The organism is Veillonella sp. CHU594 (genome assembly GCF_003992265.1).
GTDB lineage: Bacteria > Bacillota > Negativicutes > Veillonellales > Veillonellaceae > F0422.
The window spans coordinates 149,402-175,165 of the sequence record NZ_RQVB01000004.1 but is presented as its reverse complement, the minus strand read 5'-3'; the positions used below and the strand labels follow the sequence as shown (position 1 = coordinate 175,165).

General features: G+C 41.5%; 18 protein-coding genes. 4 read left to right on the top strand and 14 right to left on the bottom strand.

Annotation, left to right across the window (positions count from 1 at the left end; all coding sequences use genetic code 11):
• The first annotated feature begins 45 nt into the window (after nt 1–45).
• The 4 genes from aroA (at nt 46) to EO111_RS03905 (ending at nt 5,450) form a co-directional block, all read left to right on the top strand.
• The gene (gene aroA / locus EO111_RS03920; protein ID WP_126940862.1) at nt 46–1,311 is read left to right on the top strand and encodes a 3-phosphoshikimate 1-carboxyvinyltransferase; all 1,266 of its coding nucleotides are present in this window, start codon (nt 46–48) and stop codon (nt 1,309–1,311) included.
• A 26-nt stretch (nt 1,312–1,337) separates the two neighbouring features.
• Nucleotides 1,338–2,462 carry a chorismate synthase gene (gene aroC / locus EO111_RS03915; RefSeq protein ID WP_126940863.1) on the top strand — a complete coding sequence of 375 codons (1,125 nt, stop codon included), beginning with the start codon at nt 1,338–1,340 and terminating at the stop codon, nt 2,460–2,462.
• Entirely contained in the window at nt 2,463–3,698 is a 1,236-nt protein-coding gene (locus EO111_RS03910; protein ID WP_127010787.1) for a shikimate kinase, read from the top strand.
• Nucleotides 3,699–4,076: 378 nt separating this feature from the next.
• Entirely contained in the window at nt 4,077–5,450 is a 1,374-nt protein-coding gene (locus EO111_RS03905; RefSeq protein ID WP_127010786.1) for an amino acid permease, read from the top strand.
• A gap of 1,124 nt (nt 5,451–6,574) precedes the next feature.
• Here the strand turns inward: EO111_RS03905 and uvrC are convergent.
• From uvrC to fabK, 14 genes are all read right to left on the bottom strand, one after another.
• On the bottom strand, nt 6,575–8,389 hold the full coding sequence (uvrC, locus tag EO111_RS03900; protein ID WP_127010803.1) for an excinuclease ABC subunit UvrC: 1,815 nt from the start codon (nt 8,387–8,389) through the stop codon (nt 6,575–6,577).
• Nucleotides 8,390–8,457: 68 nt separating this feature from the next.
• Nucleotides 8,458–11,322 carry an excinuclease ABC subunit UvrA gene (gene uvrA, locus EO111_RS03895; RefSeq protein WP_127010785.1) on the bottom strand — a complete coding sequence of 955 codons (2,865 nt, stop codon included), beginning with the start codon at nt 11,320–11,322 and terminating at the stop codon, nt 8,458–8,460.
• 8 nt (nt 11,323–11,330) lie between these two features.
• Complete coding sequence (gene uvrB / locus EO111_RS03890; protein ID WP_127010784.1) at nt 11,331–13,439, bottom strand: excinuclease ABC subunit UvrB; 2,109 nt, start codon at nt 13,437–13,439, stop codon at nt 11,331–11,333.
• Between the two features lie 208 nt (nt 13,440–13,647).
• Nucleotides 13,648–14,046 carry a hypothetical protein gene (locus EO111_RS03885; RefSeq protein WP_009353142.1) on the bottom strand — a complete coding sequence of 133 codons (399 nt, stop codon included), beginning with the start codon at nt 14,044–14,046 and terminating at the stop codon, nt 13,648–13,650.
• Between the two features lie 6 nt (nt 14,047–14,052).
• Entirely contained in the window at nt 14,053–14,973 is a 921-nt protein-coding gene (gene ftsY, locus EO111_RS03880) for a signal recognition particle-docking protein FtsY (protein WP_009353136.1), read from the bottom strand.
• Entirely contained in the window at nt 14,963–18,526 is a 3,564-nt protein-coding gene (smc, locus tag EO111_RS03875) for a chromosome segregation protein SMC (protein ID WP_127010783.1), read from the bottom strand. The genes ftsY and smc overlap by 11 nt, the downstream gene beginning before the upstream one ends.
• Nucleotides 18,527–18,688: 162 nt before the next feature.
• Nucleotides 18,689–19,756, bottom strand: a complete 1,068-nt coding sequence (locus EO111_RS03870) for an elongator complex protein 3 (protein WP_127010782.1) — start codon at nt 19,754–19,756, stop codon at nt 18,689–18,691.
• A gap of 57 nt (nt 19,757–19,813) precedes the next feature.
• Nucleotides 19,814–20,545, bottom strand: a complete 732-nt coding sequence (rnc, locus tag EO111_RS03865) for a ribonuclease III (protein ID WP_009353573.1) — start codon at nt 20,543–20,545, stop codon at nt 19,814–19,816.
• Between the two features lie 2 nt (nt 20,546–20,547).
• Entirely contained in the window at nt 20,548–21,792 is a 1,245-nt protein-coding gene (gene fabF / locus EO111_RS03860; protein WP_127010781.1) for a beta-ketoacyl-ACP synthase II, read from the bottom strand.
• Between the two features lie 24 nt (nt 21,793–21,816).
• Complete coding sequence (locus EO111_RS03855) at nt 21,817–22,773, bottom strand: nitronate monooxygenase family protein (protein WP_062401828.1); 957 nt, start codon at nt 22,771–22,773, stop codon at nt 21,817–21,819.
• A 70-nt stretch (nt 22,774–22,843) separates the two neighbouring features.
• A complete protein-coding gene (locus EO111_RS03850) occupies nt 22,844–23,074 on the bottom strand; it encodes an acyl carrier protein (RefSeq protein WP_009353552.1) in 231 nt (76 codons plus the stop codon).
• 44 nt (nt 23,075–23,118) lie between these two features.
• Nucleotides 23,119–23,862, bottom strand: a complete 744-nt coding sequence (fabG, locus tag EO111_RS03845) for a 3-oxoacyl-[acyl-carrier-protein] reductase (protein ID WP_009353560.1) — start codon at nt 23,860–23,862, stop codon at nt 23,119–23,121.
• A 1-nt stretch (nt 23,863) separates the two neighbouring features.
• Entirely contained in the window at nt 23,864–24,802 is a 939-nt protein-coding gene (gene fabD, locus EO111_RS03840; protein WP_062401831.1) for an ACP S-malonyltransferase, read from the bottom strand.
• A 15-nt stretch (nt 24,803–24,817) separates the two neighbouring features.
• Entirely contained in the window at nt 24,818–25,762 is a 945-nt protein-coding gene (gene fabK / locus EO111_RS03835; protein ID WP_009353568.1) for an enoyl-[acyl-carrier-protein] reductase FabK, read from the bottom strand.
• Nucleotides 25,763–25,764 lie beyond the last annotated feature (2 nt).

The window sequence follows — 25,764 nt, the reverse complement described above, 5'->3', positions numbered from 1 at the left end:
TACGACTTCCCAGTGGTTATGGTAATGATACCAGAAAGGATTTCTATGCAACATGTTTCCAATGTGCTCTTACGTGGCACAATCCCAGCCATACCGGCTAAGGCCCATGCTCATCGGGCACTTATCTCAGCGGCCCTTGCCACGAGTCCTAGCTCGATTTTAATTTCCCACTCTTCCAAGGACATTGATGCTACCATGGATTCCTTGCGAGCCCTTGGTGCAACGATTACCCATGAAAATGGTGTGGCTCATATTACTCCTGGCCCTTCCCCTTCTATAGGACAGGTATTACCCCACGAATCAGGTACAACCTTACGCTTACTCTTACCTGTGTCCGCCTCGATTTGTGACACTGTGAAAGTAGATGCCAAAGGACGTCTACCAGAACGACCACTAGAACCATTGTTGAGCGAAATGAAAGACCACGGCGTATCGTTTTCACAAGACGCACCGCCTTTCACTATGACAGGTCGTCTGCAAGGTGGTACCTTCACCATGACGGGGACCATAAGTTCTCAATTTTTCTCAGGTCTTCTTCTGGCAGCTCCACAACTGGGGCATACCACCGTTAATTGCACAAGTCCCTTACAATCGAAAGACTATGTGACATTAACCATAGAAACGATGAAAGACTTTGGTGTGCAAGTAATAGAAGGCACTACCGAAGAAGGATATCCAAGTTTTATTATCGAAGAGAACCAACACTTCCACGGTAATGAGAAATATCTGATTGAGGGAGATTGGTCTAATGGTGCCATTTGGCTAGTAGCAGCCGCTATGACAGGACAATCTATTTCTGTCACAGGTTTACGTCCTGATTCTGTACAAGCAGATAAACGGATTCTTTCCATTTTAGAAAGCGCTGGTGTCACTTGTACGTGGAATGGATCTACTATCACGATCACTGGCAAAGCACATAAGCCAATCCATGTAAATTTAGAACAAATGCCAGATTTGTTACCTATTTTATCTAGCTTAGCTTGCTCCATAGAAGGAGAATCTACTTTCATCAATGGAGCTCGCCTTCGATTGAAAGAGTCAGATCGTTTAGCAGCGGTGGCACAACTTGTTCGTGATTCTGGTGGTATCGTGCGCATGGAAAGGGATAACCTGTATATTACAGGAACAGGTACGCTTGATGGTGGCACTGTAGACTGTGTGAATGACCATCGCCTCGTCATGGCTGGTGCCTTAAACGCACTCATCGCTACCTCCCCTATAATCTTGCAAGACAGTGAAGCCATCAGTAAGTCGTATCCTCACTTTTTTGAAGACTGGAAACGATTAGGTGGGCAGACACATACTATATAAATGTATTTAACAAGTAAGGAGTAATTATGGCATCCTATTTCGGTCGCACTGTGAAAGTCTCCACCTTTGGAGCTTCTCACGGTCAAGCTATTGGCGGAGTTGTAGACGGACTTCCTTGTGGGTTTCCAGTTAATCTAGAAACCTTGCAAGCCTTCCTAAAACGACGAGCTCCAGGGCATCATCAATTACAAACACAAAGAAAAGAAGCAGATATCCCTGAGTTTCAATCAGGCCTCGTACAAGGAAGACTGAGCGGTTCTCCTTTGGCTTTCACTATTCAAAATACATCACAACGAAGTGGGGATTATGATAACCTACGAGATGTACCACGCCCATCTCATGCAGATTACACCGCTCGCATGCGCTATGGTGAGTATGTGGATATGCGTGGGGGCGGTCATTTCTCTGCTCGCCTAACAGCCCCTGTTTGCGTAGCTGGTGGCATTGCTATACAACTATTAGAATCTATCGGCATTCATGTGCGTGCACACTTAGCACAAGTTGGCACTGTCCCAGATACATCTATCGATTATACTAACCCACCTATGGACAAGCTCGCTAGTATCAGCACTGAAGCGATTCCTATGTTAGACCCTGTGCAACGTCATACAGCAGAGCAACTTGTATTGGAGTTAAAAACATCTGGCGATTCCACTGGTGGTATCGTAGAAGTCTTCGCCACTGGTTTACCTATTGGCATGGGAAATCCCAATTATGATGGTATTGAAAATCGCTTAGGCGCTACTCTATTCGGCATGCCTGCAGTGAAAGGTATTTCCTTTGGGTCTGGTTTCCCTGGCTGTGCGTCCCGTGGAAGTGAGCAAAACGATCCTTTCATCATCACTGAGGAAAGTGTTCGCACAGAAAAGAATAACAGCGGTGGCATCCAAGGTGGTATTACCAACGGTATGCCCCTTGTCATGCAAGTAGGGATTAAGCCCACACCGTCCATTTATCATGAGCAAAACTCAGTATCCCTCAGTAACCATAGTGCTGAAGTATTACAAATTCAAGGTCGCCATGACCCTTGCGTAGCGCTACGTGCCGTTCCTGTAGTAGAAGCTCTAACGGCTCTTGTCCTCTTAGATTTTGTACTAGAACATGATCCACATGTATTCCGTCATTTCAGTCATCCTGCGTTGGAGGTGTAAATGTTTGGATTATTAGGCCGCACCTTGGGCCACACCTACTCCCCCATGATTCATCAAGCCTTAGGAAATACATCCTATGACATATTTGAAATGGAACCAGACCAACTACAAGATTTTTTTAATCGTTCTGAATTACAAGGCTTAAATATTACCATTCCCTATAAAATCAATGCCTTACAGGCTTGTCATCACATCAGTGATATTGCAAAAGCAATTGGTTGTGTCAACACTATGGTTCGCCAAGCAGATGGTTCTTGGTATGGGACCAATACGGACTATGATGGCTTCCTAGCCACCTTGGATTGGTCTAGCATAGAAGTGACAAATAAGCATTGTTTAATTTTAGGTGATGGAGCCTCGTCCAATACAGTGCATGTGGCATTAGAAAGATTAGGCGCCGCCTCTATTACCCATATCAGCCGTCATCACTTTCCTACATATGAACACATTGCACAATTTTATGAACAGGCACAGGTAATTATCAACTGTACTCCAGTTGGTATGTATCCTCATTGTCCTGACCAAAGCATCCGATTAGCCCCTTTTACTCACTTAGAAGGTGTTATCGACTTGGTGTACAATCCACATCGCACTGCCATTCTAATAGAAGCGGAATCCTTAAATATACTCCATGTGAATGGCCTTGTATTTCTATTAGCCCAAGCCATGGCAGCTAGCGCTTTGTTTTTACATCGCACCTATGATGAAAGTATCCTGTCAGGCCTATACAAACAATTCCGACGAAACCAAGAAAATATTGTTCTCATCGGTATGCCCGGATCTGGTAAAAGTACCATTGGTGAAGCTTTAGCAAAGTTAACGGGACGAACACTAATAGATATAGACAATCGTATTACAGAGGAAGTTGGTGCTATTAGCGATTATATCTTAATCCACGGTGAACCTGCATTCCGCGCCATAGAATCTAGGATTATCACCGATGTGGGTAAACAGACAGGCCTTATCATCTCCACTGGTGGCGGTGCTGTCACCACGCCAGAGAACTTTGCTCCCCTAAGACAAAATGGACGAATCTATGAAATTTATCGTCCCTTAGAAAAGCTAGATACAACGGGACGTGTTCTCTCCTCTGGTGGCATAGAACGATTGCAAGAATTGTACACAGTACGGGCTCCCCTATATGCACGATTCCGTCAAGCACAAGTTCTAAACACTGGTACTCCTGAAAGCGTGGCTCAACGCATCCTAACGGACTTATATAGCAATCTAGTATAACTTGCTATTAAGATATATACTATATCAGTCTTTCTTTTCTTATATCTACTCATCACTATTGGGATTCAAAGTTGCATGTATCAGGTAATTTTCTTATAGATGGATATATGCTACTACAATATATATACAAGCTATTGTCTACATCCTCTAGAAAAAATATATAAAATCATGAAATTATATAAAAGAATGTAATCCATTTTTAAGCATACGCTAAGATATTAAATACACGTAATCGGCTTTCAAAGGTGTTTCTTAGAAACACATGAAAGCCTTTTTACTGTCTAACCATAGTAATTCACTAGCATTAATTGACATTCTATAGAAAATAGTTTACTATTATCAAATATAAAAGTTTATATTGTTTAAGGAGGTTTTACTATGACGGACTCGCAACAAGAGTTAAAGCGTGGTCTTAAAAATCGCCACGTTCAATTATTAGCCATCGGTGGTGCTATCGGTACAGGTTTATTCCTCGGCTCTGGGCGATCTATTAGTTTAGCGGGCCCCTCTATCCTCCTCACGTATCTAATTACAGGTATTATCTGTTTCTTTATGATGCGTGCTTTAGGAGAGTTATTGCTTTCCAATTTGAATCACCATTCTTTCATTGACTTTGTAGAAGAATATTTAGGTGACCGAGCGGCCTTCATTACTGGTTGGACCTATTGGTTCTGTTGGCTTTCACTGGCCATGGCGGACTTAACTGCGGTCGGCTTGTACATGCAGTACTGGATACCGTGGATGCCACAGTGGATACCAGCCCTCATCGTACTAGGCATATTACTAGTTATGAATCTGACAGCGGTCAAACACTTTGGTGAAATGGAGTTTTGGTTCGCTTTAATTAAAGTAATCGCCATCGTATCACTCATCATTATCGGGCTTATCATGATCCTCACTGGATTCACTACCAATGCAGGAGCGGCTGCCTTTGAAAATCTATGGAATTACGGCGGTTGGTTCCCAAATGGAACGATGGGCTTTATCTTATCTTTCCAGATGGTAGTATTTGCTTTCACAGGCATTGAACTAGTTGGCCTCACAGCTGGGGAAACGGAAAATCCAAAAAAAGTGATTCCTATGGCCATCAATAACATTCCATTGCGAATTATTCTATTCTATATTGGATCTCTGGCGATTATCATGAGTATTTACCCATGGATTGCAGTAGACCCAAATTCTAGTCCCTTCGTGGCTGTGTTTAATGCAGTGGGCATCCTGGCTGCTGCGAGCATCGTAAACTTCGTTGTTCTAACATCGGCAGCATCTGCTACCAACTCCGGTATCTTTTCCACTAGCCGTATGATCTACGCATTATCAAAACGTGGCCATGCGCCGAGTCGAATGAAACGATTGACGAACCATGCTGTACCCTATCAGGCAACACTATTCTCCGCTGCGGCCTTACTATTTACCGTAGTCTTGAACTACGTCATGCCTGAAAGCGTATTCATCATGATTACATCTATCTCTACATTCTGCTTTATCTATATTTGGGCCATCATCGTCATATGCCACCTCAAATATCGCAAGCAAAGACCAGAATTAGTGAAGCAATCTACTTTCAAAATGCCACTGTACCCATTCATGAATTACCTGATCCTAGCGTTCTTCCTATTTATCTTGGTGGTACTAGCATTACAAAGTGACACACGCATCGCCCTCATGTTTACACCATTCTGGTTCATCCTACTATGGGCCTTCTACTCCATGTTGGCACCTAGCGATGACGATGAAAGCAATAATAACTAATACAAAAACATAAAAGAAGATCACGATGTACTCCAAATACTATGACTTATCATTTGTGAGGAGAATACCGTGATCTTTTTGATTGTACTATGCTTTGACAAATTCATTTATGTGTATACCATAACAATATCATATGTCGTTCATAGCAACAGAGAGTTATACATAACAATTTTTGTAATTTCTATAAAAATATGGTATACTATATGTAATAAAAAGAAGGGCCACCAACGTGTCGAAGGCGTTAGGCTCATCTCAAAAGTGCTAAAGTAGATACGCCTAACGTATTAAGGTCTAGGAAACCTTATGTCGTTAGGCGTTATCATTAATTATTTGAACAAATCAATGATTTGTACTAGTAAGTCTAAAATTAAAATCATTAAATAGATCTTTTCATACTTCGTCATAGTACCACCTCCTCCTATAGTTAGGAAGAGATGAGCCCAACTCACGTCGGTGACCCTTCTGTATTTTCATTATAGCATAAACTATGCAAAACGTTATCTTTTGAAAGATATTTTTTTAGAAAATAGATAATCTATCCATAAGGAACGCAGCACTAGCGTAGAAGATCCTGCGGCGCCCTTATTGACTAAATCAAACAACACCAAAAACGAGCAACATGTTCCGGAGCAAACCTAACCACTGTATCAGTTTGTGGAGGAATATGTTGCTCGTTTCCTTTGCTATATAAACAAGCACCACAAGATTTCATAACAAAACAAGTGACGCCCACCTGTGGATGAGTTCATTCCGTGTGGTATCAAAATTAATCCACGTAAGAAACGAGCAACAATTCCTTAAGATACACTACCAATGATAGCGTCTCTGTGGCGTTTCTTTATTACCTAAATACAACAAACACAAGAAGAGCACGGTGTGCCCCGAACAAACATTATGAAATACCGTTTGTGAGGGGTATACCGTGCTCTTCCCTTTGCTAGCTTAAATCCCGTACGCCACAGACTTCATAGAGAAACAAGTATCCATTCTCTCCTCGGCGCCCCACCTGTGGATGAGTTCTTTCCATAGGGCATCAAAATCAATCTATGCAAGAAACGAGCAACATATTCCGGAGCAAACCTACCGTAGGATCAGTTTGTGGAGGAATGTGTTGCTCGTTTCCATTATTTCAAACGCCGAAAGAACTCATACACAGCCAAAGCCGCTTTTTTGTTCATTCCCTCAACGCTTTCCAGTTCTTCCAACTCCGCCACTCGCATAGCATCTAAATTCCCAAAGTGCTTATACAGCGCTTTTCTTCGTTTCGGTCCTATCCCCTCGATATGGTCGAGAACGGATTCTAAGTTCCGCTTTCCACGCAATCTACGATGGTAGGTAATAGCAAAGCGATGGGCTTCGTCACGTATTTGTTGGAGCAATTGTAATTCTGGCGTATGGTGTTCTAGAATAATACTTTCTGATTCCCCTTCTACGAATACTTCTTCGATTCGTTTTGCCAAAGATATGACAGGTACATCGGTAACTCCCATAGCACGGATGACTGGTAATGCTGCATTTAACTGACCTTTACCACCATCAATTATAATCAAATCTGGCATAGGCCAATCTTTTTCATTACCGTAGCGCCGTTCCATAATCTCCGCCATGGACGCAAAATCGTCAGGCTTCCCTTGTACTGTTTTTAGCTTGAATCGACGATACTCTCGTTTTGCCGGCTTTCCACCTTCAAAGACCACCATGGATGCCACCGTTTCTGCCCCTTGCATATGAGAAATATCGTAACATTCCATACGCTCTGGCAATCGTGGCAAGTCGAGTACTTCTGCTAATTTTTTCACGGCCCCACCGGATTTATCTATCGTGTATTGCCACTGACGACGACGTTCTGCCAAGAAGTTCTGAGCATTTTCCTCCGCCATCTTGATAAGGTCTTTTTTATAGCCCCGTTGAGGTACAGATACGTCCACTTGTTGACCTTTCATAGAGGAGAACCATTCACTAAACAGTTCACGGTCCACACTATCCATCGGCAATAGCAATTCTTTAGGTATGAACGTAGATCCTCCATAATACTGTTTAATGAACTCCGTCATCACTAAATCTGGACTATCCCCTTCATGTTGGACAAAGTAATTTTCTCGTCCCAATAAACGACCACTACGAATAAAAAACAATTGAATACATGCCATAGGACCATCTATGGCCATACCTAGTACATCCATATCGCCTCGCTGTGTGACCATACGTTGCTTTTCTTGTACCTTTTGGATGCTCAAGAGGTCATCTCGATACTTAGCAGCGAGTTCAAACTCTAAGTCCTCCGAGGCTTGCTCCATCTTGGATGTAATCTCTTGGATGATCTGTACTTGTTTGCCTTCGAAGAGAGCTACAATATCATCGATATATCTTCGATAGGATTCTACCGTCACATAGTTCATGCAAGGTCCTTCGCAATAATGCATATGATATTGCAAACAAGGTCGTTCTACTTTCATACTTTTACAAGTACGCAATGGATAATAGGAACGCAAAATACGCAGTACATGATGTACCGCTGTGACATCTGTGAAAGGTCCAAAATACTTCGCTCCGTCGCGTTCTAAACGACGAGTCATAAAGAGACGTGGAAAGTCCTCTTGCACAGTGATCTTTACATAGGGATATGTCTTGTCATCACGAAGCATAATATTATATTTCGGATGGTGCTCCTTGATTAAAGTCGCCTCGAGAATAAGAGCTTCCATTTCTGTTTTTGTTTGAATCGTTTCCACATCCCAAGCACGGCGCATCATAGCGGTTACTTTCACAGAGCGATTTACATCTTGTTGCACATAGGACCGCACTCGATTGCGCAAGTTGATGGCCTTTCCCACATAGATGATGCGCTGGTACTTATCACGCCATAAGTAAACCCCTGGCGTGGTAGGTAGATGACTGACCTTTTCCAGTATATACGCTTGCTGTTCTAAATCTCCCATCATCATATCTTTCTGACTAGAGGGATTAAAATTCACTTCTTCTGCTTGCAACTGTGGATCTATGGGATTCATAGTATTTCCTCATCAACCAAAGGATGTTGTTCCATATAGTTCCTAGTTTTATCTAACACAGGACCTAAGAATTTACCCGTGTAACTTTCAGGCAAAGCAGCAATCTCCTCAGGTGTACCAGTACCCACAATGGACCCCCCACGGAAACCACCTTCTGGACCTAAATCAATAATATGGTCTGCTGTTTTGATCACATCTAAATTATGCTCGATAACCACCACAGTATCCCCACCATCTGTGAGCTTTTGCAATACCTCTAAAAGCTTGCGGATATCTTCTACATGTAATCCAGTAGTCGGCTCATCCAGAATATATAAGGTTTTCCCTGTACTGCGCCGAGCCAGTTCAGTGGCTAGTTTAACCCGTTGTGCTTCCCCACCAGACAAGGTAGTCGCCGCTTGACCTAAGCGAATATAGCCTAAGCCCACCTCTTGTAAAGTTACCAATTTACGGTGAATTTTTGGGATAGCGCTAAAGAAATCTACCGCTTCATCCACGACCATATCCAATACATCGGCAATACTTTTACCTTTGTACTTCACTTCCATAGTCTCTCGATTATATCGAGCCCCTTTACATACCTCACACGGTACATACACATCTGGCAAGAAATGCATTTCGATTTTGATGATACCATCTCCACGACACGCTTCACAGCGACCGCCTTTGACGTTAAAGCTGAATCGCCCTGCTTTATAGCCACGAATCTTCGCTTCATTAGTTTGGCTGTATAACTCACGGATCGCATCGAAGACCCCTGTATAGGTGGCAGGATTAGAACGTGGTGTTCGACCGATTGGACTTTGGTCAATATTGATGATTTTATCAACATATTCTAAACCACGAATCTCCTTATGGGCTCCTACCTTATGATGACTTCTATAGAGTGCATTGGCGACCCCTTTATATAGAATTTCGTTGATCAATGTAGATTTACCGGATCCACTCACACCAGTCACAACAGTAAATAAACCGATAGGGAATTTCACATTCACTTGTTGTAGGTTGTTCTCTTTGGCTCCACGAATCTCTAAATAAGCTTTTGTTGGTTTTCTCCGTTCTTTTGGTAATGGAATATACTTTTGACCACTTAAATATTGACCAGTAATGGATTCTTTCACAGCCATTACCTCTGGTACTGTACCTTGCGCCACGATTTGACCACCATGTTCACCTGCCGCAGGCCCAATATCTACCAAATAGTCCGCTGCTAGCATCGTATCTTCATCGTGCTCTACCACTAATAAGGTATTCCCTAAATCTCGCAAGCCTTTCAGTGTTTCAATTAAGCGGTCATTATCTCGTTGATGCAAGCCAATGGATGGTTCATCTAGAATGTATAAAACCCCAACAAGTCCCGAACCAATTTGTGTGGCCAAACGAATTCGCTGTGCTTCCCCACCAGATAAGGTGCCGGCACTGCGGTTCATCGTCAAATAATCTAAGCCCACATTGTTCAGAAATCCTAGGCGAGCATTGATTTCTTTCAAAATTTGAGCCCCGATAAAAGCTTCTCGTTCCGTTAACTGTAGATTGCCAAAATAGTCCACCGCTTCACTAATGGTTAGCTGTGTCACTTCATCTATATTTTTATCCCCTACACGGATGGCAAGGGATTCTGGTTTCAAACGAGCACCCTTACAAGCTGTACATGGTTTAATAGACATATAGGATTCGAACTCTTCCCGCATGCTATCCGTAGTAGCCTCTGCATGACGGCGTTTCACCATTGGCAAAATACCTTCATATTCGGTATGGAATGTTTTTACCTCTCCACGCATATTTTCGTAGTCGAAAGTCACTTTCTCAGTACTACCATACATGATTTCTTTTTGTAAGGCTGTAGGTAGTTCTGAAAAACTTGCTTCTAGTGTATATCCATGCGCTTTCAACAAGCCCTCTAATTGACGCATGAACCACGCATTAGGATTCGAACTCAATGGGGCTACTCCCCCATCTATAAAAGGAACCGTTGGATCTGGAATGACACGATCTTCATCTACCTCCATGGTACTGCCTAATCCCAAACAGGATGGACAGGCACCAAAAGGACTGTTGAAAGAAAACATACGAGGTTCAATTTCTGGCAATGAAATGTGACCATTAGGACAGGTGAAATGAACACTGAATTGGTGGGCTGGGCCGTCTACCTCTTGAATGATAACAAAGCCTTCCCCATGATGAATGGCCGTTTCCAAAGAATCCGTTAAGCGGCTTTCTAAGCCTTCCTTAATAACAAGACGGTCCACAACAATTTCAATATTGTGTTTCTTATTTTTATCTAAATTAATTTCGTCCTCAAAGGTATGAATCTCTCCATTGATGCGAACGCGAGCAAATCCATTTTTACGAATTTGTTCCAACACTTTTTCATGGCGACCTTTTTTACCTCGCACCACTGGTGCCATCACCATAATCTTAGTACGTTCCGGCAATTTCATGACTAAGTCTGTTATTTGCTCAATAGTCTGTTGGGCAATCTCTTCTCCACAAGTAGGGCAGTAAGCTCGACCAATGCGAGCAAATAATAATCGCAAATAGTCATAAATTTCTGTCACCGTTCCCACCGTAGATCGAGGATTACGGCTCGTCGTTTTTTGGTCGATGGATATAGCCGGTGAAAGCCCCTCAATGTAATCTACATCAGGTTTATCCATTTGCCCTAAGAACTGGCGAGCATAAGCAGATAAGGACTCTACATATCTCCGTTGGCCTTCTGCATAAATCGTATCAAAGGCTAGGGATGATTTACCAGATCCACTTAATCCTGTTAATACGATGAATTGATTTCTTGGTAGAGCCACGTCAATATTCTTCAAATTATGTTGACGGGCTCCTTTAATAATTAATTGATCTTTCAAAATAACTCCTATTCTTCATTCATGTCTGACCAAATTTGGCGCAATCTGCCCAATTCATCACGCAACTCTGCAGCTCGTTCAAACTCTAATTGTTTCGCCGCTGCTTTCATGAGGCGTGTAGTCTCTTCAATGGCATTGAATACATCTTCTTTCGTTTCGTACTGTATTTTCTGTGAAAGTGGCTCAACCGTTTCTGCCACCACTTCTGTCGGCGCTGTGCTGTCATACACCACAGGCGTTTCTACTTTAGGCTTGCGACCTTTTTTAGGTGCAGCAACTTCACCTTCTACTTTGGTCAACTCAATTAAATCTTTCACTTCCTTGCGCACTGTGCGTGGTGTAATACCATGTTCTGTATTGTAGGACTCTTGCAAGGCACGACGACGTTCTGTTTCATCCATGGCGCGTTGCATAGAGCCTGTAATACGGTCAGCATACATAATAACTTTCCCTTTTTCATTACGAGCCGCACGGCCTATGGTCTGAATCAAGGACGTATCACTGCGCAAGAATCCTTCCTTATCTGCATCTAAAATAGCCACTAAGGATACTTCTGGCATATCTAAGCCTTCCCGAAGTAAGTTAATTCCTACGAGGACATCAAAGACACCGGCTCGCAAATCACGAATAATATCAGCCCGCTCAATGGTGGCAATGTCGGAGTGTAAATAGCGCACTCGAATACCCATTTCTTTTAGATAATTTGTTAAATCCTCTGCCATTTTCTTCGTTAACGTCGTTACCAACACCCGTTCATCCGACTTCGCACGGTCTTTAATTTCTCCTAATAGATCATCCATCTGCCCCTTAATAGGTCGGATTTCAATAATAGGATCTAGCAAACCTGTTGGACGAATAATTTGTTCTGCTACATTGGTCTGTACTTCCATTTCATAGGGCCCTGGTGTAGCAGATACATAGACAATTTGATTGATTCTCTCTACAAACTCTTCAAATTTTAACGGTCGATTATCCGCCGCCGATGGCAAGCGGAATCCGTAGTCGATCAAATTATGTTTCCTAGCTTGGTCACCATTATACATAGCACGAATTTGTGGCAAGGTCACATGGGATTCATCAATGATGATAAGGAAATCATCTGTAAAATAGTCGATAAGGGTCATTGGCGCTTCTCCAGGTTGACGGTTAGACAACAGACGGGAGTAGTTTTCAATCCCCGAGCAATAGCCCATTTCCTGCATCATTTCAATATCATATCGTGTTCGTTGCTCCAATCGTTGCGCTTCTAAGAGACGGCCATTTTCATTAAAGTATGCCAAACGTTCAGCCAATTCTGTCTCGATGCGCCCAATGGCAAGGTCTAACTTTTCCTTCGTCGTTACATAGTGAGAAGCTGGATAGATAGCCACGTGTTTACGCTCTACGATAACATCACCTGTAAGCACATCAATTTCCACTAAACGATCGATTTCATCACCGAACATTTCTACACGAATGGCTCTTTCACTGGTGCCAGCTGGGAAAATTTCCAACGTATCCCCTTGTACTCGGAAAGTACCTCGCACAAAGTTCATATCATTTCGGGTATATTGGATGGATACTAATTTACGAAGAATATCATCCCGGCTATATTCCTGACCTTGTCGCAGGGATACACAAAGCGTGCTATAGTCCTCTGGGTCTCCTAGGCCGTAGATGCAGCTGACAGATGCGACGATAATGACATCTTTCCGCTCAAATAAGTTCATTGTCGCCGAGTGGCGCAATTTATCGATTTCTTCATTGATGGACGCATCTTTTTCAATGTATGTATCTGTAGAGGCAATGTACGCCTCTGGTTGGTAATAATCGTAATAGGATACGAAGTATTCCACTGCATTCTTAGGGAAAAAGCTTTTGAACTCACTGGCCAATTGGGCTGCTAATGTCTTATTGTGGGCAATGATCAAAGTCGGCTTTTGTACGGCTTCGATGAGTTTAGCCATGGTATATGTTTTTCCCGTACCTGTAGCACCTAGTAATACCTGTGCCCATTCCCCTCGTTCAATTCCCTCTGCCAAGGACTGAATGGCCTTTGGTTGGTCACCCATCGGTGAATAGGGGGCCTCTACTTGAAAAGGTATGCCTTCCTCAGGAAAATGATGCAATCCGCTCATAGTCCCTCCTTATATATCTATCTCTATAATCCTGAAAGTTCATTGTTAATTCTATATCTAGTAACTTCTATATTATATCACGAATGGTTATTTTATTGTACTGTATGTTCGATACAAATCAGACACAACGAGTAGACTGTACGCATCCCCTATATACAAAAAGAAAAGCTGAATCTAAGATCCAACTTTTCTCCATTGCTTATATAGTTTATCCTTTGCCACGAATCCGACGCAGTTCTTCTTCTGTGATAGGTGTATCCCCTTGTAAGGTTTGTGTCGCGGTGTCATCCCCCTCTAACATTTCAATGAAGATGGCAATACCACAATCAGATAAATGATGAGTTTCATCACCATGATCATGTTCTAGAGAGTCCTTCATGTTCTCAGCAATACGATGGACAAAATTCCATTGCTCATCCGTATAACTTTCAATACGGCTAGCAATTTCTTTCCAATTACTTAAGAGTAAGCGTGTGAGAGGTCTGTACAAATCACCGCCTACAAATTCCATAATATCTACAGCACATTCAATACTGTCTCTATCGATACCATAACCATTCATCTCATTTTGGTCCACAACGTATTCATATAATTTATTTCTAGTCATGGTCCACTATTCTCCTTTGTCAAAAAGAGCATTAGCAAATTCTTTTGCATTGAAAGGACGCAAGTCATCCATTTGCTCACCCACGCCAATCCAACGCACAGGAACGCCCAACTCTTCTTTGATAGAGATAACTACACCACCTTTTGCGGTACCATCTAATTTGGTTACCACAATCCCTGTGACAGGTACTGCTTCACCGAATAGTTTTGCTTGGCTTACCGCATTTTGACCTGTAGTGCCATCTAATACTAATAAGGTTTGATGCGGTGCACCTGGAATTTGTTTGTCTGCTACACGGCCGATTTTTTTCAATTCTTCCATAAGGTTCACTTTGGTGTGCAAGCGCCCTGCTGTATCTACAATGACTAAGTCTGCTTCTTTAGCAACTGCTGAGGCACAGGCATCAAATACCACTGCTGCTGGATCCGCACCTTCCTTATGTTTTACAATGGATACACCTACGCGATCGGCCCAAATAGATAATTGTTCAGATGCAGCTGCCCGGAATGTATCTCCTGCTGCAATGATTACTTTTTTACCTTGCTCTGCATAGTAATGCGCTAATTTCGCAATAGTTGTCGTTTTACCAACACCATTGACACCCACCACCAAGATCACTTCTGGTTTGTGAAGCTCCAACACTTCCTCTTGAGCTCCTAGCATTTCTGTAATGCGTTCTTCCATAAAAGGCATCACTTCACCAGTATTATTAATAATCCCTTCCGTAACACCTCGGCGGATTTCTTTCATTAAATAGGCCGTTGTTTTAGGTCCTAAATCACCTACTAGCATAGTAGCTTCTAAATCATCTAAAAAATCATCATCAATTTCTGCATAACCGATAACGATGGTTTCTACTTTTTTTACAAAATTATTTTTTGTCTTTTCTAAGCCCGCTTTCACACGGTCAAAAAAACTAAATGCCATAATCACTATTCTCCTTTACTTCATCAAAGGCTACTGTTAATAAACGTGACACCCCTCGTTCCACCATAGTCACCCCTTGTAAGACATGAGCTGATTCCATAGTCCGTTTACGATGGGTCACCACGATAAATTGTGTGGCATCCCCCAAGTTATGCAAATATTGGCTAAATCGTTCCACATTGGCATCATCTAAAGCCGCATCTACTTCGTCAAGTACACAGAATGGAGCTGGTCGATAATCCAGCAATGCAAACAATAATGCAATGACCGTCAACGCTCGCTCCCCACCAGATAATAAGCTCAATTGTTGGCGCTTCTTTCCTGGCGGTTGAATATAAAAATCAATGCCACTTTCTAAAATTGATTCTGGGTTCGATGCCACGATTTGTGCAGTACCGCCTCCAAATAATTGAGCAAATACATGTTGGAATTTCTCTCGAATGTCACTTAAAACACCTTGCAACTGTTCAGACATAGCCCCATCAATTTCAGCAATGACTCCTTCGAGTTGCTCTTTCGCTATCACTAAATCCTCTTTTTGTGCATGATAGAATGCTAGCTTTTCTTCCGCTTCTTCATATTCCGCAATGGCATTAGGATTGATAGCTCCTAAGCTTTCAATCTGCCTTACTAAGTTCGCCTGTTGTTGTTTCCACTCATGTACGGAGCCACCTAACTGTATATTCTGTGCCTCTTGTTTAGTATACCCTAAAGCGCCCAATTGTTCCAATGCTTGTTCGCCTTGTAGTTGATATTTTGTTAACCCTTCTTGTAGGTCCACTAGTTTTTTCTGCACAATTCGTTGACGCTGTTCTTGTTGATTTCGTTCTTCTTGCAATTGACTTAATTGCAATTCCCAAGTGCGTACTTTTTCTTGTCCACCTTTACGAGCTTCTCCAATTGCTGCTACCCGTTTTTCTATTGCTTGTTTTTCTGATTCTAATGCTAAAGCTGGTTCACAACCTAAGCGTATGACATCCTCACCTAATTGGCTTAACCGTCTATCTAAGCTTGCAATATTTATTTCCTTATCTTTGATATATTGTTCTAATTGAGCTAATTCTTTTTTGCTTTGTTCTAACAACAATCTAGATTGTTCCCATCGTAAGCGTACTCCTTGCAATTCTTCATTTTGCTCACGTTCTCGGTCTTGTAAAGTTTGCTCTTGAGCAACTAAGCTAGTGACTTGCTCTTGATGTCCTTCTCGATTCTCTAACTGTAAAAGTTCATCTGCTAGCCTTTTAATGTTCTCCCCTAAAGTTATTTGCTTATCTTGAACCTTTTGTACTTCCTCATGATAGGTCTGCACCATTCCACTTAAGTTAATTTGCTCTCCTTGGGAGCGTTGCTGCTCTTGCTGCAAGCTACGTAACTGCAATTCTTCTTGTTCATAGGTTTGACGTAATCCCTTACCAGACTGTGTTAAAGCTTCTATTTCTTTGTCTAGTCCTTGTAAAGTCTGTTGTAACACCTGTGCTGTATCTCGTAATACATGAATATCTTGCTGTAATGTGTCTTGCTCTTCTTTACGGGACAAGATAGACACTTTTTTTCGTTTTGTAGCACCACCTGTTAGAGCACCACCTGGTTGCAATTGCTCTCCTGTTAAGGTAACAATCCGCAATTGTTGATGATATTCTTTTTGCAATGCTAATCCATGGTCCAAGGTATCTACAATAAGAGTACGCCCTAATAGCTGATTAAATACGCCTGTATATTGTGTATCAAATTGAATGCAGTCTACACCCAGTCCCAATACATAAGGCGAAGTTAAGGCTTTATGATCGAGTCGTTTTCCTCGTACCATATCCATCGGTAAAAACGTAACACGACCACCTTGTGTGCGTTTTAAGTATTGTACTGCTTCAGAAGCAATCTTTGCAGTCTCTGTGATAACTTGATGAATAGCACCACCTAAAGCAGTTTCAATGGCCACTAAGAATTTTTCTTCTACAGTGAATACATCACCAATAGCTCCACGAATATGAGAAGACCAAGTTTCTTTCGCTTGTAATACATGTTTTGTGCCTTCCAAATAACCTTCGTGTAACTCTTCCCAGCTATGTAACAGTTCTAAACGACCTTCTTTAGCTTGCAGTGTTCTTTGTACTTCTACTAATTCCTGATTTTTTTGTCGTCGTGTATCCTCTAACTGTTGTAATAATTTACGTGCTGTAGTCAACGCTTCCTGTGCTTCACTAACAACCTGTTGTTGCGCCTCTAATTGCGCTTGTGTTTCTTCTACAGATTGTTTTATATCTTGTAAAGTAGCCTTCAAACGTTGCGCATCATCTTTCTTTTGTGTTTCTAACTCTTCCGCTCTTGCTAATTGATGGCGAGCTTCTTCCAACTCACGAACAACACGAATATGACGCTCATGAGCATGTTGCTCCGCTATGCGCATACCATCTAAATTAGCCTTCACTTGACTAAGAGAGTCTCGAGTGCTTTGCAAATTAGATTCCGCTTGTTTTACATCTTGTCCAATGGATGTTAAGTTACTTTCTTGGTCTTTCAAAGATGTCAAGTCACAATCATATTGTTGTGCTTTAACTTTCAGTTCTTCCTTCCAAGTTCTTAACTGTTCTTCTCCACCTTTTAACTCTTCTACCATATTGGCTTCTTTTAAGCGAGCTACTTCAATTTGTCCAGTCAGTTCCCCTAATTTACCTTGTAAAGTGGCATATTCATCTTCCATACTTCGGTGGGTTTCACGAAATGATTGAAGCTCATTTTGTGTGGTTTTATAAGTCTCTTGAATTGTATCTAAGCTAGTTTCTAATTCTTCTTGCTCACGAAGGTAGGATAAGTTTTCATTTTCTTGGCGTGTAAATAAACGATCCGCCGTTTTATATTCATGAAAAGCAATAGCTCCATCATAGCTACGCTTATCCTGTGATAATGTATTGTACTCACGTGTTACATTAGCTTTCGCCTCTAATTCTACTAATTGATCTCTTAGCGTACTCATCACATCATCTAATCGTTCCATATTACGATCTGTACTATTGATACGCCGAATAGCATCTTCTTTATTCATTTTAAAGCGAGAGATACCTGCCACATCTTCAAATATTAAGCGACGTTCTTCTGGTTTACTATTCAAGATAGCATCGATACGATTCTGCCCGATGATGGCCATAGAATCTTTACCTAAGCCTGTATCAGCCAATAATAGATGAATATCTTTTAACCGGCAATTTCTCTTATTGATTTGGAATTCACTTTCACCATTGCGATACATACGGCGTGTGATAACAACTTCTGCTAATTCTTTGCCCAAAGTGCCATCACTGTTATCAAAAATTAAGTTTACCTCTGCCGTATTGTGAGGGCGACGAGCTTCTGTGCCAGAAAAAATAATATCTTCTGCTTTTTGTCCACGCAAATGGCGTACATTCGATTCCCCTAAAACCCAGCGAATCGCATCAGTAATATTACTTTTACCACTACCATTAGGGCCTACAATCCCAGTCATGCCTGGAGAAAAAGACACTACCGTTTTATCAGCAAAGGACTTGAATCCTTTCATTTCTAGTCGCAATAATTGCATGACTGCTTCCTTTCTATGTATACATAGGTATGTTTCAAATTTACACAATATAATATATTGTTCATACTATATCCTAACCTGACACCTATTTCCAACCTCTCATCACATACTCTCTCTACAGAATATTAGTTAATCCATTGTTGTATAACCATAACCCACTATTTAAAGAGGCAAGCTATATAGTATATAATCTATCATGACATGCAATACTCCAGTATTATTATTTTCCTGTTTTTCTTGCCAAGTCCATTCTATCTGCTTGTATTCCTGTCCAAAATACTCTATATTTCTGTTCTTCAATCCACGTATCTTTGATGTGAAAGGTCTTGGATATTCTACAATGACCTTATGAATCACACCAAATACTTCTAGGTGTTCTTCTATGGTTTGCTGGATAGCTTGAAGCCATTCATAATTGACTACCAATTCTCCAAAGGCAGGAGCATAGGGTCCTCCTACAATACCACGACCAGCATCAAAATCTTCTGTACTTTGTAATCCTACACGTATGATCTGTGTACCTTTGCCTTCTAAATAGGATTTTAAAAAAGCACTATAGGCTACCGCTTGTTCTATTGTTAATGGTACATAACTACCTTCATGAACACGATCAGCTAGTTCTGTATCTTCAATGACAATCACAGGATAAATGCGACATAAGTCAGCCTGCAATTGACCGGCTTTCACCGCCGTTTTTACTAAAGTAGTCCAGGTTTCGCCAGGTAACCCAGGGAGTAATTGTATACCTAAAGTTATTCCTTCTTCACGTATCATCTTACACGCCTGTTCTACATCTTCTACTGTATGCCCTCGTTTAGCTTCTACTAGCATGGACTCTTCTAATGTTTGTACCCCTAATTCAATGGTTCTTACACCACTAGTAAAGAGCTCTTTCAATCGATCTTCTCTGATAGCATCAGGACGAGTAGACAAACGAATTCCTTGAACTATTCCTTGTTGAAATGCTTCTTTAGCTGGTTCCAATAATGTATCTTGCATTTCTTGTGGTATCGCCGTAAAGCTACCACCAAAGTAAGCTACTTCCCATTGTCCACTATAGCCTTGTTCTGATACGGCTCTTTGTATGGAAGAACGAATGATTTCTGGACTGACCATCTCTTGTTGTCCTGATATACGTGGCTGATTACAAAATACACAAATATATGGGCAGCCAATATGAGGAATAAAAAATGGAAGTAATCTAGTTTTCTCTTTTTTGCTGTTCCTCATAACTGCCTCCTATGTATCATATAGAAAAAGGAGTGGTTCCCCACCCCTCAATCCTTACTATTGTATAAGCTTTTCATAAGCCTCTTTAGCTGCTGCTTGGGCTGCCACTTTTTTATTTCGCCCAGAACCTACACCTGATGGGACTCCATCGATGACTACTTCCATAGTAAAGAATTTATCATGATCCGGTCCCTCTTCATCGATAACATGATACCGTATCACACATTCCCCTTTTTGTTGTACTAACTCTTGGAGCAATGTTTTAAAATCCTTTCCTACTTTCCCGGAAAGTGCCATATTCATATATCCATGCAAATGACTCAAAACAAACTGTTTTCCCACATCATAACCACACTCTAGGTAGATAGCCCCTAAGACAGCCTCAAAAGTATCTGCCAAAATGGAGTTTCTATTGGCTCCACCACAATGCCGCTCGCCTCTACCTAAGCGTAAATATTTTCCTAAGTCTAGAGTACGACTACATTCTGCTAAAGAACCTTCACAGACGGTACATGCTTTTAAACGGGTCAGTTCACCCTCAGTCATTTCTGGATATGTAGTAAATAAATATTCTCCTATAATAAGGTCTAACACTGCATCCCCTAAAAACTCTAATCGTTCATTATGATATTCATGGGATAATTTATGTTCATTCGCATAGGAAGAATGTGTCAAAGCACGATTTAATGTACTTATATTGCGTAAAGGCAAATGTAAATTCGCAATAAGCTCGTGAAGTAATGCTTCACGAGCCTTGCTAGTTACTTTGCTACTTTTAGGAGCATTCACAATTACGCCTCGTAACGACGAACAACGATAGTACCGTTGTGTCCACCAAAACCGAAGGAGTTGGAAAGAGCTACATCAACTTTCATGTCACGAGCTCCATCAGATACATAATCTAAATCCAATTCTGGATCTGGATTATCAAGGTTAATTGTTGGATGCACTTTGCCAGTCTCAATAGCCATTGCCATAACAATTGCTTCAATAGCACCAGCAGCACCTAATAAGTGACCTGTCATAGATTTTGTGGAGTTTACTGCTAATTTACTAGCATGATCTCCAAATAATTGTTTGATTGCCAATGTTTCATTTGCATCATTGATGGATGTAGATGTACCATGGGCATTAATATAATCAACTTCTTCAGGTTTGATACCTGCATCATTCAATGCTAATTCCATGCATTTGCGAGCTTGTGTACCACCTGGTGCTGGAGAAGAAATATGATATGCATCACCATTTGTACCATATCCCACTACTTCTGCGTAGATATGAGCACCACGTGCTTTTGCATGTTCTAATTCTTCTAATACAACGATACCAGAACCTTCGCCCATTACGAATCCATCGCGATCGGCTGCAAATGGACGAGATGCTTTTGTAGGTTCATCATTACGTGTAGACATAGCTTTCATAGATGCGAAACCAGCTACTGCTGCTGGAGAAACTGCCGCCTCTGTACCACCAGCAAACATTACGTCTGCTTGACCATGTGCAATCATGTGGAATGCTTCACCAATCGCATTTGTACCAGAAGTACACGCTGTAACAACAGTTTCTACTGGTCCTTTTAAGCCTAATTGAATAGATACACGACCAGATACCATGTTTGCAATCATCATAGGTACTGCAAATGGACTTACACGACCTGGACCTTTTTCAAATAAAGTCACATATACATCATGGATAGAATCAATACCACCAATACCAGTACCAACTACAGTACCACAACGATCTGCTTCTTCTTTGTCTAAATCTAAATCAGCATCTTTTTGCGCAAGCACTGCCGCTGCAATGGCAAATGCTGCAGAGCGGTCCATACGGCGCGCTTCTTTTTTATCAATTCCAAATTGTGTTGGATCGAAATCTTTAATTTCACCTGCAATACGAGTTGCATAATCACTTGCATCAAATCGAGTAATTGGACCGATACCAGATTCGCCACGTAGCAATGCATTGTAAAAGTCATCTTTACCGATTCCCACTGGTGTCACAGCACCTAAACCAGTAATAACAACACGTCTTTCCATTATTCCACCTCTTTATAATCTCATTTAATCAATGGCTGCTGCCTCTGAAACTAGGCGAGCAAAAATCTCTTTCACAGGTAATATGGAGTCTACTTTACGCATATTATTACCCGAGAACACTAATCCCGTTTCCACGTCACCTTGTTGAGCACGTGAAAGGGCTTTAATAATACAGAATTTGTGAGAACAATGCTTTAAGCATCGATGACACTCTGTAGGTGGCGGTACTGTACCGTCTAATACTGTTTCTGCAAACTTATTACGCAACGCTTGTCCTAGAAGTCCTACTGGACTTTGAATCAAGACAATATCATCTGGAGCATCTGCACGAACGTACATTTTTTTCAATTCATCAGAGGCATTACACTCCACACTAGCAGCAAAACGGCTTCCCATTTGCACTCCACTAGCACCGAGCTTAATCATCTCCACAATATCTGCTCCATCAAGAACCCCACCAGCACCGATGACTGGAATATTTTTCACAGCTACCACTACTTCAGGTACTAATTCACGAGAGGAGCGATCTGTACCTAAGTGACCACCTGCTTCACAACCTTCCACGATCACAGCGGAGGCTCCTAATCCTTCAGAAATACGAGCTAATTTAGGAGTGGATACGATTGGTACAATAGGTGTACCAGATTCACGACCTAAGGCAAACATATCTCTGGAAAATCCAGCGCCAGCTACTACGAGGTCAATACCCTCATCAATGGCCGTTTTTACAAGACCTAAAAATTCTGTAGCGGCTACCATTGCATTTATACCGATAATGCCCGTAGGCGATAATTTTCTTGCTAATTGTATTTCGTATCGTAATTCATCAAAAGGCATGCCAGATGCTGCAATCAGGCCGATACCACCTTCATTTGCAACTGCTGCAGCCAACCGAGCTGTAGACAATCGGATTGCCATTCCACCTTGAATTACCGGTACTTTGGCTACCAATTTCCCTATTTTAAGTTCAGGGAGTTTCACTATTATTCCTCCTATGTGCAAATCCACTCAGGGAGCCGAGGCCCCCTTTGTGGTGCATAAGTGCTTAGACTTATTTTGTAGAATCGATGTAATCAACTGTATCTTTTACAGTTTTGATTTTTTCAGCAACATCATCAGGGATTTCAATATTGAATTCCTCTTCAAATGCCATGATCAATTCAACGATGTCAAGAGAGTCAGCGCCCAAATCATCGATGAAAGTGGAATCGATAGCCACTTCAGATTCGTCAACGCCCAATTGTTCAACAACAATAGCTTTTACTTTGTCAAATGTGCTCATTACGTACACCTCCTTTCATGTAGTCTATGTATAGAATCTTGCGTTTACATCACCATTCCGCCGTCTACATTGAGAACTTGGCCAGTAATATAACTTGCAAAGTCAGACGCTAAAAACGTTACTACACTAGCAATTTCTTCCGGTTGACCCATGCGACCAAACGGCACAGTAGCTGCAATACCTTCTTTAATTTTTTCAGGTAACACATCTGTCATTGCTGTTTCAATAAATCCTGGTGCTACTGCATTTACAGTAATACCACGAGCTGCTAATTCTTTGGCACAAGTTTTGGTAAAGCCAATTACCCCTGCTTTAGCAGCAGCATAATTGGCCTGACCCACATTACCAGTAACACCAGATACAGATGTCATATTGATAATGCGACCAGCACGTTGTTTTACCATAAGCTTAGCAACTGCTTTAGTCACAAGGTATACACCTTTTAAGTTAATGTTTAATACTTCATCCCAATCGGAATCTTTCATGCGAATCAATAATCCGTCACGAGTGATGCCTGCATTATTTACAAGAATATCGATATGACCAAATGTCGCAATTGCTTCATCTACCATGGCTTGTACATCGTCTGCATCGCCTACATTAGCTTTAATTTTGATAGCCTTACGGCCCAATGCTTCAATTTTTTCAACAGTTTCTTGTGCTACTGCTTCATTACCAATAAAGTTTACAACTACATCTGCTCCAGCTTTTGCTAATTCAATAGCAGTGGCTTGTCCGATACCACGGGAAGCACCTGTAACTAAAGCTACTTTACCTGTTAAATTCATTTTATTCTCCTTGTAAGAATGCAATCGCTGCTGCTAAGGATGCTTCATCTTCAACATTGGCTAATTCCATTGCTTTGTTAATTTTTTTAGTGAATCCTGTTAACACTTTACCAGGACCTACTTCTACAAATCTTGTAGCACCAAAGTCTACCATTGTAGCTACACAATCTTCCCAAAGTACTGGTGCTGCCGCTTGTTTTACTAAGGCCGCTTTAATAGCAGCTCCATCTTTTAAGATTTCCCCAGTAATATTCGCTACAACTGGAATTTGAGCATCTTTCACTTCGATATTGTCTAATTCTTCTTGTAAACGTTTTGCTGCTGGTTCCATTAAACGACTGTGGAAAGGAGCGCTTACTGGCAACATAACAGCACGTTTAGCACCAGCTTCTTTCATTTTTTCAGCTGCTACTTCTACGGCTTTTGTAGCACCAGCAATCACGATTTGTCCTGGACAGTTGAAGTTAACCGCTTGCACAGAGCCTACAGTATCGTTTACTTCTCCACAGATGCGAACTACGTCTTCACGAGGTAATGCTAAGATCGCAGCCATTGCGCCTTCACCCAATGGTACAGCTTCTTGCATATATTCTCCACGTTTATGCACTACGTATACAGCATCTTTAAAATCAAGAACACCTGCTGCTACTAAGGCACTATATTCACCAAGGCTATGACCACCTACGATATCAGGTGTAAAGCCTTTTTCTTTTAAAATTTCATAGCACGCCACACTAGCTGTTAAAATCGCAGGTTGTGTGTTTGCTGTTTTTACTAATTCCGTATCTGGACCTTCAAAACATAATTGTGAAATAGAATATCCCAATGCTTCATCTGCTTGTGCAAAACGCTCTCTTACGATAGGATACGCTTCGTACAAGTCTTTCAACATACCCACTTTTTGAGACCCTTGACCAGGGAATACAAATGCTGTTTTCATAAGGTTTCCTCCTGCTTATCGGATAACAGATTTTAAGTTCAACATTACTTCTTCTGCTTCACGAACAATATCTTGAATGATTGTTGCGCAAGGTTTAATGTCAGTCAACATACCTGCAATTTGTCCAATCATAACGGAACCGTTTTTAGTTTCCCCTTCAATGGCAGCTTTTCTAAGTGTACCAGCACCTAGATTTTCAAGAGCTTCTTTTGGTGCGCCACTGAACTCAAGGGATTGATATTTACGAGCTAATAAATTCTCAATGATACGAACTGGATGACCTGTTGTCAAGCCTGTCATCACTGTGGAACGATCTTTTGCTTTCAATACAGCTTCTTTATAGTTTTCATGGGCAATACATTCTTCAGATACTACGAAACGAGAACCCATTTGAACTGCACTAGCGCCCAATGCTAAGGCTGCTGCCATACCGCGACCATCTGCAATACCACCAGCTGCAATAACAGGTACGTCCACAGCATCTACGATTTGAGGGATTAAGCACATAGTTGTAATATCTCCTACGTGACCGCCAGACTCAGTACCTTCTGCAATGACTGCATCGATACCGCCACGAAGTAAACGTTTCGCTAATAATACAGAAGCTACTACAGGAATTACTTTTGTACCGATTTCTTTGAAAGCTGGTACCCATGCGGATGGATTACCTGCTCCAGTTGTGATGACTGGTACGCGTTCTTCTAAAGCAACTTCCATAACTTCATTCACAAATGGAGACATTAACATAATGTTACAACCATATGGCTTGCTTGTGCGTTCTTTTAATTTATGAATTTCTGCACGGAATACATCAGGAGGCATATGTCCTGCACCAATAATTCCCAAACCACCTGCTTCAGATACAGCAGCTGCTAATTCAGCTGTACCTAACCAAGCCATACCACCTTGAAGAACGGGATACTCTATCCCTAACAAATCACAAATATCAGTCTTAATCATCT

Coding starts and splice junctions, on each gene's coding strand:
- uvrC (WP_127010803.1), bottom strand. CDS start 8,389: ATGGGAGATTTAGAACAGCAAGCGTATATACTGGAAAAGGTCAGTCAT.
- uvrB (WP_127010784.1), bottom strand. CDS start 13,439: ATGAGCGGATTGCATCATTTTCCTGAGGAAGGCATACCTTTTCAAGTA.
- EO111_RS03910 (WP_127010787.1), top strand. CDS start 2,463: ATGTTTGGATTATTAGGCCGCACCTTGGGCCACACCTACTCCCCCATG.
- EO111_RS03885 (WP_009353142.1), bottom strand. CDS start 14,046: ATGACTAGAAATAAATTATATGAATACGTTGTGGACCAAAATGAGATG.
- fabF (WP_127010781.1), bottom strand. CDS start 21,792: ATGGAAAGACGTGTTGTTATTACTGGTTTAGGTGCTGTGACACCAGTG.
- smc (WP_127010783.1), bottom strand. CDS start 18,526: ATGCAATTATTGCGACTAGAAATGAAAGGATTCAAGTCCTTTGCTGAT.
- fabK (WP_009353568.1), bottom strand. CDS start 25,762: ATGATTAAGACTGATATTTGTGATTTGTTAGGGATAGAGTATCCCGTT.
- aroA (WP_126940862.1), top strand. CDS start 46: ATGCAACATGTTTCCAATGTGCTCTTACGTGGCACAATCCCAGCCATA.
- EO111_RS03850 (WP_009353552.1), bottom strand. CDS start 23,074: ATGAGCACATTTGACAAAGTAAAAGCTATTGTTGTTGAACAATTGGGC.
- EO111_RS03870 (WP_127010782.1), bottom strand. CDS start 19,756: ATGAGGAACAGCAAAAAAGAGAAAACTAGATTACTTCCATTTTTTATT.
- aroC (WP_126940863.1), top strand. CDS start 1,338: ATGGCATCCTATTTCGGTCGCACTGTGAAAGTCTCCACCTTTGGAGCT.
- EO111_RS03905 (WP_127010786.1), top strand. CDS start 4,077: ATGACGGACTCGCAACAAGAGTTAAAGCGTGGTCTTAAAAATCGCCAC.
- fabG (WP_009353560.1), bottom strand. CDS start 23,862: ATGAATTTAACAGGTAAAGTAGCTTTAGTTACAGGTGCTTCCCGTGGT.
- ftsY (WP_009353136.1), bottom strand. CDS start 14,973: ATGGCATTTAGTTTTTTTGACCGTGTGAAAGCGGGCTTAGAAAAGACA.
- fabD (WP_062401831.1), bottom strand. CDS start 24,802: ATGAAAACAGCATTTGTATTCCCTGGTCAAGGGTCTCAAAAAGTGGGT.